This is a genomic window from uncultured Litoreibacter sp. (assembly GCF_947501785.1).
Classification (GTDB): domain Bacteria; phylum Pseudomonadota; class Alphaproteobacteria; order Rhodobacterales; family Rhodobacteraceae; genus Litoreibacter.
On sequence record NZ_CANMXB010000001.1, the window covers coordinates 1015135 to 1033333 of the forward strand.

General features: G+C 60.5%; 16 protein-coding genes and 3 tRNA genes. 9 read left to right on the top strand and 10 right to left on the bottom strand.

Annotated features, from left to right (window positions below; translation table 11 throughout):
• The first annotated feature begins 61 nt into the window (after positions 1–61).
• The 5 genes from Q0899_RS04980 (at position 62) to mmsB (ending at position 5431) form a co-directional block, all read left to right on the top strand.
• Positions 62–1561 carry a CoA-acylating methylmalonate-semialdehyde dehydrogenase gene (locus Q0899_RS04980; protein WP_299191267.1) on the top strand — a complete coding sequence of 500 codons (1500 nt, stop codon included), beginning with the start codon at positions 62–64 and terminating at the stop codon, positions 1559–1561.
• A 119-nt stretch (positions 1562–1680) separates the two neighbouring features.
• Positions 1681–2265 carry a L,D-transpeptidase gene (locus Q0899_RS04985; RefSeq protein WP_298290782.1) on the top strand — a complete coding sequence of 195 codons (585 nt, stop codon included), beginning with the start codon at positions 1681–1683 and terminating at the stop codon, positions 2263–2265.
• A 117-nt stretch (positions 2266–2382) separates the two neighbouring features.
• A complete protein-coding gene (locus Q0899_RS04990; RefSeq protein ID WP_298357348.1) occupies positions 2383–3525 on the top strand; it encodes an acyl-CoA dehydrogenase family protein in 1143 nt (380 codons plus the stop codon).
• Entirely contained in the window at positions 3522–4562 is a 1041-nt protein-coding gene (locus Q0899_RS04995) for an enoyl-CoA hydratase/isomerase family protein (RefSeq protein WP_299191269.1), read from the top strand. The genes Q0899_RS04990 and Q0899_RS04995 overlap by 4 nt, the downstream gene beginning before the upstream one ends.
• Positions 4559–5431 (top strand): 3-hydroxyisobutyrate dehydrogenase, encoded by an 873-nt coding sequence (mmsB, locus tag Q0899_RS05000; protein WP_299191271.1) that lies wholly within the window; start codon positions 4559–4561, stop codon positions 5429–5431. The genes Q0899_RS04995 and mmsB overlap by 4 nt, the downstream gene beginning before the upstream one ends.
• Before the next feature lie 154 nt (positions 5432–5585).
• On the opposite strand, the gene Q0899_RS05005 is transcribed toward mmsB, so the two are convergent.
• From Q0899_RS05005 to Q0899_RS05035, 7 genes are all read right to left on the bottom strand, one after another.
• Positions 5586–5662, bottom strand: a tRNA-Asp gene (locus Q0899_RS05005).
• Between the two features lie 150 nt (positions 5663–5812).
• Positions 5813–5888: transfer RNA gene (locus Q0899_RS05010), tRNA-Val, on the bottom strand.
• 44 nt (positions 5889–5932) lie between these two features.
• Positions 5933–6520: a histidine phosphatase family protein gene (locus Q0899_RS05015; RefSeq protein WP_299191273.1), complete on the bottom strand. Its 588-nt coding sequence runs from the start codon at positions 6518–6520 to the stop codon at positions 5933–5935.
• Between the two features lie 62 nt (positions 6521–6582).
• Positions 6583–6657, bottom strand: a tRNA-Val gene (locus Q0899_RS05020).
• Between the two features lie 17 nt (positions 6658–6674).
• On the bottom strand, positions 6675–7088 hold the full coding sequence (locus tag Q0899_RS05025) for an HU family DNA-binding protein (RefSeq protein WP_299191275.1): 414 nt from the start codon (positions 7086–7088) through the stop codon (positions 6675–6677).
• Between the two features lie 94 nt (positions 7089–7182).
• Positions 7183–8373: a class I SAM-dependent methyltransferase gene (locus Q0899_RS05030; protein ID WP_299191277.1), complete on the bottom strand. Its 1191-nt coding sequence runs from the start codon at positions 8371–8373 to the stop codon at positions 7183–7185.
• Positions 8370–9200 (bottom strand): DUF3445 domain-containing protein, encoded by an 831-nt coding sequence (locus tag Q0899_RS05035; protein WP_298290761.1) that lies wholly within the window; start codon positions 9198–9200, stop codon positions 8370–8372. The genes Q0899_RS05030 and Q0899_RS05035 overlap by 4 nt, the downstream gene beginning before the upstream one ends.
• A 92-nt stretch (positions 9201–9292) precedes the next feature.
• On the opposite strand from Q0899_RS05035, the gene dddP reads away from it, so the two are divergent.
• The 4 genes from dddP (at position 9293) to Q0899_RS05055 (ending at position 13824) form a co-directional block, all read left to right on the top strand.
• A complete protein-coding gene (gene dddP, locus Q0899_RS05040; protein WP_298290758.1) occupies positions 9293–10633 on the top strand; it encodes a dimethylsulfonioproprionate lyase DddP in 1341 nt (446 codons plus the stop codon).
• Positions 10633–11421, top strand: coding sequence for a 2OG-Fe(II) oxygenase (locus Q0899_RS05045; RefSeq protein WP_299191279.1), 789 nt, complete (start codon positions 10633–10635; stop codon positions 11419–11421). The genes dddP and Q0899_RS05045 overlap by 1 nt, the downstream gene beginning before the upstream one ends.
• A gap of 153 nt (positions 11422–11574) precedes the next feature.
• Positions 11575–12789, top strand: coding sequence for a bifunctional alpha/beta hydrolase/OsmC family protein (locus Q0899_RS05050; protein ID WP_299191281.1), 1215 nt, complete (start codon positions 11575–11577; stop codon positions 12787–12789).
• A gap of 108 nt (positions 12790–12897) precedes the next feature.
• Positions 12898–13824, top strand: coding sequence for a hypothetical protein (locus Q0899_RS05055; protein ID WP_299191283.1), 927 nt, complete (start codon positions 12898–12900; stop codon positions 13822–13824).
• Between the two features lie 47 nt (positions 13825–13871).
• Here the strand turns inward: Q0899_RS05055 and Q0899_RS05060 are convergent, their stop codons facing one another.
• From Q0899_RS05060 to uvrA, 3 genes are all read right to left on the bottom strand, one after another.
• Positions 13872–14237: a hypothetical protein gene (locus Q0899_RS05060; protein WP_298357322.1), complete on the bottom strand. Its 366-nt coding sequence runs from the start codon at positions 14235–14237 to the stop codon at positions 13872–13874.
• A 149-nt stretch (positions 14238–14386) separates the two neighbouring features.
• Positions 14387–15289, bottom strand: coding sequence for a hypothetical protein (locus tag Q0899_RS05065; protein WP_299191285.1), 903 nt, complete (start codon positions 15287–15289; stop codon positions 14387–14389).
• Between the two features lie 5 nt (positions 15290–15294).
• Positions 15295–18165, bottom strand: coding sequence for an excinuclease ABC subunit UvrA (gene uvrA, locus Q0899_RS05070; protein ID WP_298290743.1), 2871 nt, complete (start codon positions 18163–18165; stop codon positions 15295–15297).
• Positions 18166–18199: the final 34 nt, after the last annotated feature.

The following is an 18199-nucleotide window of genomic DNA, read 5'->3' on the forward strand; positions in this document are numbered from 1 at the left end:
GGCGCTTTATCTGGCGAAATTGCAAGAATAGAATGCGCGCAACGAAGTTTAGGAGGATTCCATGCAAGAGCTGACGCATTACATCAACGGCGCCCATGTCAAAGGCACGTCCGGGCGTTTCGCCGACGTCTACAACCCCGCCACGGGCGAAGTGCAGGCCAAGGTGCCGCTGGCCAGCGTGGCTGAGCTGGATCAGGCGGTTGCCGCTGCCTCCGCCGCGCAACCGGCCTGGGCCGCCGTCAACCCACAGCGCCGCGCACGGGTGATGATGAAGTTCGTGGACCTGCTGAACCGCGACATGGACAAGCTGGCCGAGGCGCTGAGCCGCGAGCACGGCAAGACCCTGCCCGACGCCAAGGGCGACGTGATCCGGGGGCTTGAGGTGGTCGAATACTGCATCGGTGCGCCTCAGATGCTGAAAGGCGACTTCACGGACTCAGCAGGCCCCGGCATCGACATGTATTCCATGCGTCAGGCGCTGGGGGTGACCGCTGGCATTACCCCGTTCAACTTCCCTGCCATGATCCCGATGTGGATGTTCGCCCCCGCCATTGTCTGCGGCAACGCCTTCATTCTGAAACCATCGGAGCGTGACCCATCTGTGCCGCTGATGCTGGCCGAGCTGATGGAAGAGGCCGGCGCGCCGAAGGGTATCCTGCAAGTCGTCAACGGCGACAAGGAGGCCGTGGACGCCATCATCGAGAACGAGGTGATCCAATCCATCGGCTTCGTGGGCTCCACCCCGATTGCCGCCTACATCTATGCCGAGGGCTGCAAACACGGAAAACGGGTGCAATGTTTTGGCGGCGCCAAGAACCACATGATCATCATGCCGGACGCGGATATGAACCAAGCCGCCGACGCGCTGGTCGGCGCAGGTTACGGCGCGGCAGGCGAGCGTTGCATGGCGATCTCTGTCGCCGTGGCCGTGGGTGATGATACTGCCGACCGGCTGCTGGAAAAGCTGGTCCCCAAGGTGGAATCGCTGAAGGTCGGGCCTTACACCGCTGGCGATGATGTGGATTACGGTCCTGTCGTGACCGCTGCGGCCAAGGCCAATATCGAACGTTTGGTCCAGACGGGTATCGACCAGGGCGCAACGCTGGCCGTGGACGGCCGCGACTTCTCGCTTCAGGGCTATGAGGACGGGTTCTTCGTCGGCGCGCATTTGTTCGACAACGTCACCCCAGACATGGACATCTACAAGCACGAGATCTTCGGCCCCGTGCTGTCGACCGTGCGTGTCCCGACCTACGAAGACGGCCTGAAGCTGGCGATGGACCATGAATATGGCAACGGTACCGCGATCTTCACCCGCGACGGCGACACCGCGCGTGACTTTGCCAACCGGGTCAATGTCGGCATGGTCGGCGTCAACGTCCCAATCCCTGTGCCTTTGGCCTACCACACGTTTGGCGGCTGGAAGAAATCGGTCTTTGGGGATCTGAACCAACACGGGCCCGACGCGTTCAAGTTCTACACGCGGACGAAAACCGTCACCTCCCGCTGGCCATCGGGCCTGAAAGAAGGCGGCGAGTTCTCGATCCCGGTCATGGAATAGCACCTTCCATTCAAAGTCACACAATGACGTGAAAGGGGCCAAATGGACAATTTGGCCCCTTAATTTGTTCCATGATACGCTGTAAGGACATCAAAACTTCGCAAAACGGAGACTTTGAGATGAGCAAGACCACACGCCGCGCCCTGCTTTTGACCGGGGCTGCCGCATTGTTTACCCCCGCGATTGCACGCGCGCAGCAGGCCAGCAATATCGAGCTGGTGCCATCGGGCGTTGTGACCTCCCGCAATGCGTCCAGCTTCGTGGTGCCAGATTGGCGCGATCACTTTCCGTCCCTTGGCGTGGCCACCATCATTGCCGACACCAAGTCGCGTGCACTGCATTTCTGGAATGCGGCCGGCACGGATTACCGCGTCTTCGCGACCTCCGTCCCCAAATCGGACGAGCTGACCCGCCGGGGCTACACCAAGATCGTGCGCAAGCGCGTGGGTCCGACCTGGACACCCACCGCAGACATGCGCCGCCGCGACCCATCGCTGCCTGAATTTATGGATTCAGGTGAGCCGGGCAACCCGCTGGGCACCCACGCAATGTACCTTGATTGGCCGGCCTATTTGATCCACGGCACGCATGACACGCGCAAAATCGGGCGCCGCTCATCCTCGGGCTGCATCGGGCTATACAACGAACAGATCGCCGAATTGTTCGCTATCACGCCAGTGGGCACTCAAGTCCGGCTGATATAGCGCTAACATCAATAAATAATGACATTGGCGGGCCTCTGGCCTGCCTTTTTTTATTGCATTATCGCCCAAATCATCGCAGAATTAAACAAGCGTTCAATTCCTGCCGGGAGGTATAAAATGGATTTCGCCCTATCAGAAGAACAAACGGCCATATTCGACATGGCCCGCGCCTTTGGTGAAGATCACGTCGCGCCCCACGCCCAGCAATGGGAGAAAGACGGCACCATCCCCAAGGACCTGTGGCCCAAACTGGCTGAGCTGGGGTTTGGCGGCCTTTATGTAAGCGAAGACAGCGGCGGCTCCGGCTTGTCACGGCTGGACGCGGTGCTGGTGTTTGAAGCGCTGTCGATGTCCTGCCCCTCGGTCGCCGCGTTCCTGTCGATCCACAACATGTGCGCCGCGATGTTGGACAATTTCGGCTCGGACGCGCTGAAGGCCCAGGTGCTGCCCGGCGTACTCAGCATGGACACGGTCATGGCCTATTGCCTGACCGAGCCGGGTTCGGGATCGGACGCGGCCGCGTTGAAAACCCGCGCCGAACGCACCAACGACGGCTTTGTGCTGACCGGCACCAAGGCGTTCATCTCGGGCGGCGGCTATTCGGACGCCTATATCGTCATGTGCCGCACCGGCGAAGACGGCCCAAAGGGCGTCTCTGCCATCTTGGTCGAGGACGGCGCTGACGGCCTGTCCTTTGGCGGTCTCGAGGACAAAATGGGGTGGCGGTCGCAACCCACCCGCCAAGTGCAGTTGGACAATTGCAACATTCCCGCCGGAAACCTGCTGGGAGAGGAAGGCAATGGTTTCACATATGCGATGAAGGGCCTGAATGGCGGTCGGTTGAACATTGCCGCCTGCTCCATCGGGGCTGCGCAGTCGGCGATGAACAAGACCTTGGACTATATGGGCGAACGCAAGGCCTTTGGCCGCACCATTGACCAGTTCCAAGCGCTGCAATTCCGGCTTGCCGACATGGAGATAGAGCTGCAGGCCGCCCGCGTGATGCTGCGTCAAGCGGCGTGGAAACTGGACAACCAGGCCCCCGACGCCATGCGCCACTGCGCCATGGCCAAGAAGTTTTGCACCGAGGCCGGGTCCCGGATCGTGAATGGCTGCCTGCAGCTGCATGGCGGCTACGGCTATCTCGCCGATTACGGCATCGAAAAGTTGGTGCGCGACCTGCGGGTCCATGAAATTCTGGAAGGCACCAACGAAATCATGCGCCTTATTGTCTCGCGCGATATGCTGAGCCAGAGATGACCGAAACCTCCATCCGCATTGACGGGCGCGCGGGGCGCATCACCTTGCAACGCCCCGACGCGCTCAACGCGCTGACCTACGACATGGTGCTGGCGATTGAGGCGGCGCTGGACGCCTGGCGCGAGGCCGACATTGATCTTGTGGTGATCGACGCCGAGGGCGAACGCGCCTTCTGCTCTGGCGGTGACATTTCGGAGATGTATGCCAGCGGGACCCGGGGCGATTATGACTACGGACGCAAGTTCTGGCGCGACGAGTACCGCCTGAACGCCAAGCTGTTCGAGTACCCCAAACCGGTGGTCAGCTTCCTGCAGGGCTTCACTATGGGTGGCGGTGTCGGCGTCGGCTGCCACGGCTCTCATCGGGTGGTGGGCGAAAGCAGCCAAATCGCTATGCCGGAATGTGGGATCGGATTGGTGCCGGATGTGGGCGGCTCGCTGATGCTGACCCTGGCGCCGGGGCGGTTGGGCGAATATCTGGGCGTCACCTCCGCCCGCATGGGCGCGGCGGACGCGATCTACGCAGGCTTTGCCGACCATTTTGTACCACAAGATCAATGGCCTACCCTGGTGTCGAAAATTTGCGCAACCGGCGACGCCACCCTGGTGGAAGCTGCTGCCTCCCCCCCGCCGGACGGCACATTGGCGACGTTGCAACCCGACATAGACACGCATTTCAAGGGCGAAGATCTCGGCGACATCCAGCGCAATTTGCGCGCGGCGTCAGACCCCTTTGCCAAGCAGGCCCTGAAGGCCATCACCCGCAACGCGCCGCTTGCCATGGCCTGCACCCTGCAGATTGTGCGCCGCCTGCGCAGCGCGACCTCTATCCGCCAGGCGCTGGATATGGAATTCCGCTACACCTACCGGGCCATGGAACAAGGCGACTTCATAGAAGGCATCCGCGCCGCTATCATCGACCGCGACCGACAGCCCAATTGGGCGCATGCCGCGCCGGACCAAGTACCGCCGGTGGACGTCGCCAACATGCTGAAACCGCTGAAAGACGCAGCGCTGAATTGGGAAAACATGTCATGAAAATCGGATTTATTGGTCTTGGAAACATGGGCGCACCCATGGCGCTCAATTTGGCGAAGGCGGGCCACGACGTGGCGGGGTTCGACCTGGCAAATACGCCGCCCGACGGGGTCGCGGCGGCAACAAGCGCCGCGCAGGCCGCGCAGGGCGCAGATGTTGTTATTACCATGCTGCCAAATGGCGCGATCCTGCGCAGCGTGGCCCAGGAGGTGATCCCGGTGATGGGCCCAGGTGCCGTGCTGCTCGATTGCTCTACGGTCGATGTCGCCGCCGCGCGAGACGTCGCTGAGATAGCGGAGGCCGCAGGCTGTCTGGCGGCCGACGCGCCCGTTTCCGGCGGCATTGGCGGGGCGGCTGCTGGCACCTTGACGTTCATGGCCGGCGGCAGCGCCGCCGCCTTCTCCAAGGTCAGCCCGCTCTTCGACATCATGGGGCAAAAGGCCGTGCATTGCGGCCCTTCTGGCAACGGGCAGGCCGCCAAGATATGCAACAACATGATCCTTGGTGTCACGATGATCGGCACTTGCGAGGCCTTTGCCCTAGCCGACAAGCTGGGGCTTGACCGGCAAAAGATGTTTGACGTGGTTTCTACCTCGTCCGGTTACAGCTGGACGATGAACGCCTATTGCCCCGCCCCCGGCGTCGGCCCGCAAAGTCCTGCCGACAATAACTACCAACCCGGGTTCGCGGCAGAGCTGATGCTCAAGGACCTGCGCCTCAGCCAGATGGCCGCCGAGGCGGCAGATGCCGACACGCCGATGGGCGAGGCTGCTACGCAGCTCTATGAGACCTTTGTCGAAAACGAAGATGGCTTAGGCAAAGACTTCTCGGCAATGTTGCCACGCTTTGCGTCCCGCAGGCGGGCCTAATCTCCATTTGGTCAAAAATACTCTGGTGGGTTGCCCGTGCGGCGGGAGGTAAAACCTCCCAAGAGCACAAAACATAGAGCGCGGCGCAGCCGCTCAATCAGGTCAGCAACGAAAAAAGCCCCGAACCAAAGTTCGGGGCTTTTTCAGGCAATGGTGGCGCGGTTGACGGGGCTCGAACCCGCGACCCCCGGCGTGACAGGCCGGTACTCTAACCAACTGAGCTACAACCGCCCATTGCACATTCACCGCAGTGAATGTTGGGTTGTATTATGGCCCAAGCCCTGCCCCGTCAAGCACGTTCACGGCTCTTTATGACGAATTTTTTCAATCGGCCTGGCAGGTCGCGCATCGGCCAGTATTATCATATGTAGCGGAAGGGTATGGTGGGTCGTGAGAGGCTCGAACTCCCGACATCTTCGGTGTAAACGAAGCGCTCTACCAACTGAGCTAACGACCCGTTAGGGCAGCGTTTAGCGCAACTGATACGGTGCCTGCAAGCCCCTATTCGAGCCGTTTTTGCACACCATCTTTCAGATGATACACAACGCCTTGCCCACCGGGCAAATCACCCAGCGCCTCATCGGGCACATTCAATATCACGGCGCGCAGCATACGGCTGGTGATCCCATGGGTCACGATGACCGAAGGTCCGCTTAGATCAGCCAGAAAAGACGTCACCCGCGCACGCAATGCAACGAAGCCTTCGCCGCCCGGCGCGTGCTGATACAGCCCGATCGGGCCGTCGGGGCCCTCCTCCAGCGTGACGCCAGCCGGCAAATCAAGATGCAAATCAGCGCGCAGCTTTCCCGACCACGCGCCCACGCCAATCTCGACCAGCTTGGGCTCCTTGCGTGCCTGCGCGGCCCCGTCTGGCAAGGCGATCTGCGCCGTGGCCCAGGCGCGGCCTTGCGGGCTGGAAAACTGGTCCAATTCAGTCAGGTCAAACTGCGATAGAATGCGCGCCTGCTGCGCGGCGTGTTCCCTGCCCCGGTCTGTCAACGCGCTGTCTAGCGCGCCTTGCATCCGGCCTTCGCGATTCCATTCGGTCTCGCCATGGCGCAGGATCAACAATTCTGGAAAATCACGCACGGCCCGCCACGCCCCTCAAACGATAACGGCGCTCCCCTTTGTCAGGATGCGCCGTCAAAAACTGGTGGGTGATAAGAGATTTGAACTCCTGACATCTTCGATGTGAACGAAGCGCTCTACCACTGAGCTAATCACCCCTGCTGCGTGCTTACCGTCAGCTTTCGTCGGGTGCAACCGCGCCGTCGGATGTGGCGGGAGTTGCGGCCTTGGTGAGATCCTTCAACTTCACCCGCAACACAGCCAATTCACCATTTGGGGTCTGCTTCTTGCGGGCGATTTTGATTTTGCCCAATGGCGCGGCTGAAATGTCCTTGCCTTCGATGATGGCAGAGCGGACCACGCCCAGCACGGCCTCTAACGCGCGCCGCGCGTCACCCTTTTTCATGCCGCTTTCCAGCACCATCCGCTCCACCAGCTCCTTTTTGCTGAGTTCGCCAGTGGAGACCGCTTTCTCCTCGACCGCCGCTTTGGTGGCCTTCGCCGCCGCGGTCGGCTTCTTGATAGCGGCCTTGGTGGTTGACCGTTTCGGCGCGGCTTTCGCGCCGCTGCTCGGTTTCTTGGGTGTCATGGGTGTCTGTCCTCTATGCCTGTCCACGTGAAAGCTAGCTGTTTGAGACACATATGGCCAGTTTCATCGCCGCGAACCGGGAAAATGTCAGCCGTCACGCCAGAAGCCGCGAATAGACCAGCAATCCGAACCGCGTCAGATCACAGTGCAGCGGTTGCCAGATGGCGTTCCAAGCCAATGGATCAAGCGCACAGCCCGCCTGGATAGCAGCCAAATCCCGCCGCCCGTCTACGCCCGAAATGGCCTTTGCCGCCGATTTGGCAATCGGTACGTGATGTTTGACCCCATTCAGCGTCACTGTGATCGCCCCGTCGCGGGCCACCTTCTGGGCAAGTGCGCCCGCAGCCATACCTTTGAGATGCGGCACGTCCCGGCCCGACTTTCCTGCCGCCACGACCGGTGCGGCGCTAGGGCGGGCATAGACCACATGCGTCTTGATCGTACCGTCCAGCTTTTCGGCCAGGGCCATCTGCGCCACTGGGTCCATGTCCTTCTTTATATCGGTAAACCGGCTCAGATCATAAAGCGCCGCCTGCGGGGTTCCCACCATGCGCAGCCCCGCCGCGCCCAGCGTTTGTGATAGCTGGTCGATCGTGTAAGGCCGGTCCTGCGAATGCAGCAACAGGTCGTAGAACCCCGCATCGCTGGCCTTGTGATCCACTAGATGGGGGTTTGATTTGAACGGATGCCCGGCGGGCAGCTCCGCGAAGATGCGCTTCGCTTCGCGAAGTTGAGCTTTCGGCGGCAAGCCATTGAGAAGGCTCCTGAATGCCTCCTGCAGCGGGTACACGCCCGACCGCCCATAGGGCGCATAAACCATGCAGCCAAGCCCGCCTTCCGGCGACAGCGCCGCGGCGAGCGCGTCGAAGCCTGCCTGCGGCTCGGGCAAGTGGTGCAGCACCCCGCAGCAGTCAATATAGTCAAATGGCCCGTATTCCGCCGCGTCCAGCAGGCTGCCGGTGGTGAACGTGATGCCTTTCAGGCCCCGGGCCTTGGCCCGGGCCTCCGCGATCTTGCGGGAGGCAGAAGACAAATCGATATACGTGATTTCGTATTCTTTTCCTGCGCTTGTCAGCGTCTGTGAAAGTTGAATGAGAGCGTCCCCGGTCCCACCACCCGCGACAAGAATGCGGGTGCCCGCCGACCAGTCACGCTGCCCGCCAAACAAAAAGTGGTCCACCTCCAGAGGATGGGAGGGTGACCCCGTAATCAGCCTTTTCTTCTCATCTTTCGGGTCGCGTTCGGGGTACGGGTATGCCTCGTACTGATCTTTGACTTTGCTCATAGGTCTGCCCCGACATTGGCAGGCAGCGCAGAGACGTCCAAGGCATGTTCTAAGGGGTTCTCCCGCAGCCCTGCGCGTTGGGCTGGTGTGAGATCGCCGAATGCCACCAACCGCGTATGGATCGAAAACACAATCGCGTCCGACTTTGGCAATCGCAGAATGGACTGCCGCTCCGACCGGATATAGCCCTGCCCTTCGGGTACGACGCGTTTGACGGTGTCGGGCAGCGGCTGGAACAGGTCGGGATCGTGGTAATGCAACGCATTGGCCCGCCACAGGGGTTTGTCGGCCCGCACCGCGTCAAATAGGCGTTGCACCCGCGCCGCCACATCCGTGGTGTAGGTGGAGACCGGCTGATGAATCGCCGTCAAAGGCTGGTTCATCTTCTCATGCAACAACCAGCTTGCGGGGAAACACAGCAATCCTGCCGTCAAAACATGTTCCCCGCCTCGCTTTTGCAGGATGCAGACATCTTCGCTGATCAGGCGGTTAATGGACATAAGCGGGTCATTTGGGTCAATTTCAACCGTCACCCCATCGGGCCGCGCGACCCGCGCACCGTCCACATCAAAGTCATCCCGCCCCGCCAGCATCGCGCAGATCACGCCCAGAAGTTCTTTGGCAGCCATCTCGGCGGCGGGTGTCATCTGCAGCACCTCGTTGCGACGCGCCTCAAGAAGCCGCGCGCGTTCCGCCATTTGCGGCGCATATGCCTCGTCCAACTGTATCCAATCAGACCAATCCAAAGGCTGGATGCCCGGAAGCCGGCGCGTTTTTGGCTGCATCCAGGGCGCGTCACGCAGCGATGATTGGCAGATTGCGGGCATTTTTCCTCGATACGACACGCATTTTGACGCTTTTTGCCTAGCACGGGCGAAACCGGCCTTCCATCCTGAACCCAATAACGGGGAGCCAAATGATGAACCAGCATTACCGTGACACGCGCAAGATCGACCCGACCAAGGGCACGCATTTGGCCGATGGCAGCCCCAATGACAATGACCGGATCGAGATCGGGCCGACGATGCTGGCCTTTTCCGAGTGGGAGGCCGACGGGCTGACCATGCCCAACCTCGAAAAGATGCGGGAGTATCGTTGGAAGCGGCTGACCCGGCACGTGGTGGATGCCGATATGGGCGGGCTGTTGATGTTCGACCCGCTCAACATCCGCTACGCCACGGACAGCACCAACATGCAGCTGTGGAACACGCATAACCCGTTCCGGGCGGTACTGGTCTGCGCTGACGGGTATATGGTGATCTGGGACTACAAGAACTCGCCATTCCTGTCCGAATTCAACCCGCTGGTACGCGAGCAGCGCTCGGGCGCGTCGATGTTCTATTTCTCCAACGGCGACAAGGTGCAGCAAGCGGCGTCAACCTTCACGGCGGAGGTCGAGGACCTCATTCTCGCCCATGGCGGCGGGAATAAACGCATCGCGGTTGACAAGATCATGATGGCCGGGCTGCGCGCGCTCGAAGCCCGTGGGTTTGAGGTGCATGAGGGCGAGGACCTGACCGAACACGCGCGGTCGGTCAAAGGCCCCGACGAAATCCTTGCGATGCGCGCGGCCTGCCATTCCTGCGAAACCGCGATGTATGAGATGGAGCGATTTGCCCGCGAAAACATCCCCTCTGGCGGCGTCAGCGAAGATGACGTCTGGGCGGTGCTGCATGCAGAGAATATCAAACGCGGCGGGGAATGGATTGAGACCCGCCTGCTGGCATCGGGCCAACGAACCAACCCGTGGTTTCAGGAATGCGGGCCGCGCATTATCCAGAACAACGAGATTTTGGCCTTTGATACCGACCTTGTGGGGCCATACGGCATTTGCTGCGACATTTCCCGGACGTGGTGGATTGGGGACGAGAAACCGCACGCCGACATGATCGAGGCCATGAAACACGGCGTCGAGCACATACAGACCAATATGGAGATGCTCAAACCCGGCGTGACCATCAAAGAGCTGACAATGAACACCCATGTGCTGCACGACAAATACCAGGAGCAGAAATACGGCTGCCTGATGCACGGCGTGGGCCTGTGCGACGAATGGCCTTTGGTGGCCTACCCAGACAAACATGTGGAAGGCGCGTTTGACTACCCGCTGTTGCCGGGCATGGCGATTTGCGTCGAGGCGCTGGTGGGCGAGGTTGGCGGCACCTTCTCGATCAAGCTGGAAGACCAGGTCTTGATCACCGAAGACGGGTATGAGTTACTGACGAAATACCCTTTCGATCCTGCACTTATGGGGCATTGATGCTTGCTGACCTGGTTGATCTTGACCGCCATCCCATCCACCAAGAAGGCCCGGCGCGCGACGCGCTGATTGCCCGCTGCCGCACCGATCTGGAGGCGGACGGCATGTTCAACTTAGACGGGTTCTTCCGCGCCGACGCCATTGCGCAAACTCTGGCCATGGCCGCCCCCCTGTGGGAGGAGAAATCCTTCACCCACCAGCGCCGCCACAACATCTACTTCAAGAAATCTGTGCCGGGTTTGAGCGACGACCACCCTGCCCTGAAGCTGCACGACACCACCAACCACACGCTCTGCGGCGACCTGTTGCAAGACACGCCCGTGGCCACGCTCTATTACGACCCGACATTGGCGCAATTCCTGTCTGACGTCATGGAGACCGGGCCGCTTTACCCGATGGACGACCAGTTGGCCGCGTTCAACGTCATGGCCTATCACGCGGGCGAGGCGTTGAATTGGCACTTTGACCGATCACAATTCACCATCACCTTGCTGCTGCAAAAACCCGATCAGGGTGGCGGGTTTGAATACCGTACCAATCTGCGCAGCGCCGATGACCCGAATTACGACGGGGTCGCGAAGCTGCTGAACGGCGAGGATGACGGGGCCAAGCTGATGACGGTGGAGGCCGGTACACTGAACGTGTTCAAAGGCGTCAACACCGCCCACCGGGTGACCCCGGTTGAGGGTGACACGGCGCGGATCATCACCGTCATGACCTATTACGACCACCCCGGCGCGCGATTCACGCCGGAGGAACAGATGGGGTTTTACGGCCGAACCGGCTGATTCCGCGCGCGCATGGGGCGGATAAACCACTGAGAATCCCGAAATTCTGTCACATAGCCTCTCCTTTGCTCACCATCGCGTGACCTTGGCGCCACAAAGGTTGTTGCAACGCGGTGTGCGGCCCATCCTTGGTGCCAACATAGGAATACGACCATGGCCACAGAACGATTCACCTTCGCCGGACATTCCGGGGACGAACTTGCTGCGCGACTTGACCTGCCCGAGGGGCCGCATCTGGCGACGGCGCTGTTTGCGCATTGCTTCACCTGCTCCAAGGACATCCCCGCCGCGCGGCGCATCGCGGGGCGCTTGGCCAATATGGGCATCGCCGTACTGCGGTTCGACTTCACCGGGCTGGGCCACAGCAAAGGCGAGTTCGAGAACACCACCTTTTCATCCAATGTCGAGGACCTGACGCTGGCCGCCGCCGAGCTGGAAAAGCGCGGCATGGGGCCCGAGCTATTAATTGGCCATTCGCTTGGCGGCGCTGCCATCATCGCCGCGGCTGGAAAGATACAGCAAGCCCGCGCGGTCGTAACAATTGGCGCGCCATTCGACCCCGATCACGTGACCCACAATTTTGGCAGCTCGATACACGAGATCAAGGAAAAGGGCGTGGCCGAGGTGCAGCTTGGCGGGCGCGGCGTCAAAATCGGGGCGGGCTTTCTGGAAGACGTCTCTGCCAACCGGCTAGAAGGCGCGCTGAAGACCCTCAAGAAATCCCTGTTGGTGCTGCATGCACCGAAAGACGCGACGGTTGGCGTGGAAAACGCCACCCAGATTTTCATCCATGCCAAGCATCCCAAAAGTTTCATCACGCTGTGCGACGCCGACCACCTGATCACCCGCGAGCAAGACGCGGAATACGCAGCCGACGTCATCGCCGCATGGTCGTCGAAATATCTCGACCTCAAGCCCCCGGCCCCGCCCATTGGCGCGCCCGAGGGCGTGCTGCGCGTGCGCGAAGCCGACCCCGGCGGGTTCCTGCAAGATATCAACCTTGGCCACAAATTTCATATGCAGGCCGACGAGCCGGTGGCCTATGGAGGCACCGACAAGGGCATGACGCCTTACGGCTTTCTGTCAGCCGGGCTTGGCGCATGTACGTCCATGACCATCCGCATGTATGCGCGGCGCAAGAAGTGGAAGCTCGACAACATCTGGGTCGACGTCAAACACGACGCGATGCATGCGCAAGATGCCGATGGCGGCCATTCCAAGATCGACACGTTCCTGCGCGAGATCCATCTGGACGGTGATCTGGACGCCGAACAGCGCCAACGGCTGCTGGAAATCGCCGATCGCTGCCCGGTGCACAAGACGCTGGAAAGCTCTGCTAATATCAAGACGGTACTGGCCGACGCCTGAAGGTGTTGCCGTTGGCAAGCCGCCGCCGCCACGCCAGATCTGGCTGGCGGCTGTCTAAGGGCTGCGCTAGACCCGCACCAGAAACGCATTGAACCCGAGGCTTATTGCATGAAAACTCTGACCACGGCGCTTGGCGCTGCCCTTCTCACCGCTTCCGCAACAGCAGGATTTGCCGAGATGACAACCCAAGACATCAAGAACGGTTTCAAGGAACACGCGGCTTTGGCGCAGCTTCACCGCTGGTATCAGATTTACGAACGTCCCGCTGGTGGCATTGAAAATGCGCTCGACATTCTGGCTGAGGACGTGACTGTGACCTCCGGCCTGGGCACTGCGAATGGCCATGACGACTACGCCGCCCGGGTCTCACTGTTGCCTGACACCTGGAAGAACGCCCACCACGTCAAATCGACCGAGATCACACATGGCGAAGACGGCGCGATGACGCTGAGCGCGCAGATCACCTACCAAAACGAAGGGATGTTGGAAGGCGGCGCGATCCGGCAGGCGGAACTGAGCTACAACATAGCGCTCAGCCCAACCGACACCGTGTTGCCGGTGATGTCCGAGGTGACAATTACCCCGATCAGCGAAGGCGAGCCTGACGCGTATTCCGACGCCTATGCCGACAACCGCATGCTGAGCCTTGTGCACTACTGGCTGGCGTTGATCGAAGACCCATCCCGCAACCCTGATCCAGTGCGCGAGATTTTGGCCGACGGCTTCTCTTTGAATTTCTCTAGCGGGGCGATCACCGATTTTGAGGGGTTCAAGGCGTGGCTGGCGGGCCCCGGCTCGCAAGTGGCGGCGAGCACGCATTTGCTTGAATACTTCTCCGCCAGCGGCCCCGACGCGGACGGGCTTTATAGTCTCAGCGTGGATTTCGATTGGCACGGGCTGCTGCCAGATGGCACCGAGCTGGTGGCCAAGACCCGCCACAACTGGACCGCCACCAATGACGTGACGGAGCGCTTCGCGCGGATCAAGTCGGTTGATGTCGAGGTGTTGGAGCCGTTCCGGCCGAAAGACGGCTAATTGCTTATGGGCATTTGTCGCGCCTTGGGCCGTGCCGCGGCCCGGCGCTACTCCTGCCAGTAGCGGAAATAGAACCAGGCGAAGAACACCTCCACGCCAATCGCCAGCCAGATGCCAATGCCAACCACGCCGCGCAACCATTCCACCAACCCCAGCACCGCCAGCCCGACCATTGTCACGACCGCGACGGCACTGACCAGATGCTGCACCTCAAGGCTGGTGGTGCTGCCGCCCAAAAACATCAGGACCGCAAGCCCCGCAAACAACATCGCAGCGCGGCGCGACATGATGTCGGCCGCCGCCCCGCTGTCGATGGCAAAGAGCCAGTGGATGACGCCTGGCGCGACAAGCAGCGTCAGCGCCAGTGCCGCAAAGATGGCGAAGCTGAAACGGCAAAGCAGTTCGAATGTCATGGATGTTTGGCCCTGTCGCACTTTTGTGGCCCACGGTAGGACGAAGCGATTGGCGGGAGCAACGGTAAAGTTCTGAAGCGGCACCACGGAGGGTTCTGGCGCCAATTTCTCGAGGAGAAATTGGATTCAAATCCTCCTCGAGGATTTGGTTACAGACTTTCGCGAAAGTCTGTTTTGCCTTGCCTGTAGCGTTGCGCCAACGACCAAACCAATGCCAATTCGACAAAGATCAGCCAAGTGACAACCAAACTCTCCGCCCCCGCTACGGCACTGTCGAAAAGGGTCAGCGACGTCATGTCGAGGTCGTGGTTTTCCAGCTCCCGCTCCCATCTGGCATTGCTGATCTCCGCGAGAAACTTTGATGCCGCGTCAAGCAGCAGCGACAGCACGGTGAGGTCGAGAGCAATGAAAGCTGTAAGCTTGTTGTCTGCCGCGCTGACCTGCCAGCCCGCTTTCAACCCCATGCCCTGCCCCTGCGCCGCTGTGACCAGAGCGGCGGCGAGCCGGAAGATCAGCCAGTAGGACAAAAAGGTCAGCAGATTGGGCAGCAACAGCGACGGCTCAGGGTAGGACACGAGTTCCCCACCCACATACCCCTCATCGAAGTCGGCGAAATACAACGGTAGCGCGCTGATGCCTGAGACCACCATCGGGATCAGATAGATCACCCCCACCCACCAGAGCGACTTGAGCGAGGCTTTCAGCGTGATCCCCGCGCCCTGCGACCGCCACCACACCACCACGCCCCAGATGATGAACGGGTAGCCCACGACCCCAAAGAGCAGCAGCAAGACCCCAACGCTGTCAGTCCCATGGATCAGGGTTTGCGCCAAGATCGGGTCCATGCCGCCACTCGCGAGCCCCTCCTCGCTGTCATAAATGGCCATGGCTGCCGCGCTCATCAGCGCGTCGTAGCCGAACCACAAGATCGCGAGCGGCAAGTAGGTCACCAACAGCACCACCAGCGCCAGCCGCCATTGCCTGAACGGCTCCAAGCCGGACACCCTGAGCATACGGTGGGCTTGGATGAAGGCTGACGGCTCGGTCGGCACCGGGGTTATTCCGCCGCGACGGGTTTCTTGGTTTTCTTGGGCTCCAACATGTCCTTGAGGTAATGCCCCGTATAGGACCCCTCGACCTTGGCGACCTGTTCGGGCGTGCCCTTGGCCACGATCTTGCCGCCGCCATCACCGCCCTCCGGCCCAATATCGATGATGTGGTCGGCGGTCTTGATGACGTCGAGATTGTGCTCGATCACGATGCAGGTATTGCCCTGATCGACCAGCTCGTGCAGCACTTCCAGGAGCTTGCGCACATCCTCGAAATGCAGACCTGTGGTCGGTTCATCCAGAATATAGAGCGTCTTGCCGGTGGAGGATTTGGCAAGCTCCTTGGACAGCTTCACCCGTTGCGCTTCGCCGCCTGACAGGGTCGTCGCCTGCTGGCCCACTTTGATATAGCCGAGCCCTACGCGCATCAGCGCGTCCATTTTGGACCGGATGGAGGGCACGGCCTTGAAGAATTCCTGCCCGTCCTCGACGGTCATATCCAAAACGTCGGCGATGGATTTACCCTTGAATTTGACCTCCAATGTCTCGCGGTTATAGCGCGCGCCGTTGCAGGTTTCGCAGGTCACATAAACGTCGGGCAGGAAGTGCATCTCGATCTTGATGACGCCGTCGCCCTGGCAGGCCTCGCAGCGCCCGCCTTTGACGTTGAAGCTGAACCGGCCCGGTTTGTAGCCGCGCGCCTTGGCCTCCGGCAGCCCCGCAAACCATTCACGAATGGGCGTGAAAGCCCCTGTATAAGTGGCTGGATTTGACCGAGGCGTGCGCCCAATGGGGCGCTGGTCAATATCGATCACCTTGTCCAACAGTTCGAGGCCTTGGATGGTCTCACATGGCGCAGGCGTCTGCCGCGCGCCGTTCAGCCGCATGGAGGCGGTTTTGAACAGCGTCTCAATCGTCAGCGTCGACTTGCCGCCACCCGACACACCCGTCACGCAGACGAACTTGCCCAGCGGAAAGTCAGCAGTGACATTTTGCAGATTGTTGCCGGTGGCTTTCTTCACCGTCAGTTTCTTGCCGTTGCCCTTGCGGCGCTTGGCCGGAATGCTGATTTCGCGCACGCCCGTCAGGTATTGACCGGTGATCGAATCCGGGTTGGAGGCCACATCCTCGGGCTTGCCATGCGCGGTGATTTCGCCGCCATGCACACCCGCGCCGGGGCCAATGTCGAAGACATAATCGGCCTCACGGATGGCTTCCTCGTCATGCTCCACCACGATCACGGTATTGCCCTGATCGCGTAGATTTTTCAGCGTGGTCAGCAACCGGTCATTGTCACGCTGATGCAGACCGATGCTTGGCTCATCGAGCACATATAGCACGCCCGTCAGGCCGGACCCGATCTGCGAGGCCAGCCTGATCCGCTGTGATTCCCCGCCCGACAAGGTGCCGGAGTTGCGCGACAGCGTCAGGTATTCAAGGCCCACATTGTTCAGGAACCCAAGCCGTTCTCGGATTTCCTTCAGGATCGCCTTGGCAATCTCGTTCTTTTGCGCGGTCAGGCTGTCGGGCACCGATTTGCACCAGTCAAACGCCTCGCGGATGCTCATCTGCACGACCTCGCCGACATGCAGCCCGGCAATTTTCACGGCCAAAGCCTCGGGCTTCAGGCGGAATCCGCCGCAGGTCCCGCAGGAGCGGTTGTTCTGGTAGCGCTCGAACTCTTCGCGGATCCACGAGCTGTCTGTTTCGCGGTAGCGCCGCTCCATATTGGGGATGACGCCCTCAAAGCTGCGGGTCACCTGATAGACCCGCCCGCCTTCGTCATAGCGGAACGGGATTTCGTCGTCGCCAGAGCCATAGAGGAAGACCTGCTTCACATGCGCGTCCAGATCCTTCCAAGGCGTGTTCTTGTCGAACTCGTAATGCTTGGCAATCGCTTCGATGGTTTGCAGGAAATACGGGCTTTTGCCTTTGCGCCATGGGGCAAGCGCGCCGTCATACAGCTTCAGCGTGGCGTCTGGAACCACCAACCGTTCGTCAAAGAACAGCTCTACCCCCAACCCGTCGCAGCTTGGGCAGGCGCCAAAGGGCGCGTTGAAAGAAAACAGGCGCGGTTCAATCTCCGAGATCGTGAAGCCAGACACTGGGCAGGCAAATTTCTCAGAAAACGTGTGGCGCTCGGGCTCCCCCTCTTTGGGGGCGGTCTCAAGGATTGCGATCCCGTCTGCCAAATCCAAAGCGGTACGGAAACTGTCAGCCAACCGCGTCTCTAACCCTTCGCGGACCACAATGCGGTCGACCACCACGTCAATGTCATGGCGGAACTTCTTGTCCAAAGTCGGGGCGGCGTCCAACTCATAAAATTCGCCATCCACCTTGACCCGCTGAAAACCGGACTTTGCTAGTTCAGCAAACTCCTTACGGTACTCGCCCTTCCGGTCGCGCACAATCGGCGCCAGCAGGTAGCCGCGCGTCCCCTCCTCCAAAGCCATGGTGCGGTCCACCATGTCCTGCACCTGCTGCGCCTCAATCGGCTTGCCGGTGGCAGGCGAAAACGGCGTACCAACGCGCGCGAATAGCAGCCGCATATAGTCGTAAATCTCGGTCACCGTGCCCACAGTGGAGCGCGGGTTTTTCGACGTGGTCTTCTGCTCAATGGAGATCGCAGGCGACAGCCCGGCGATGTGATCCACATCCGGCTTCTCCATCATATCAAGGAACTGGCGCGCATAGGCCGACAGCGATTCCACATAGCGGCGCTGCCCTTCGGCGTAGATCGTGTCAAAGGCCAATGACGACTTGCCGGACCCCGACAGCCCGGTGATGACCACCAGCTGATCGCGCGGGATATCAACGTCAATATTCTTGAGATTATGTTCGCGCGCGCCGCGTACTTCGATGTTTTTCAGCTCGGCCATGATCCACCCCAAATCGGTTGCGACACACTTAATC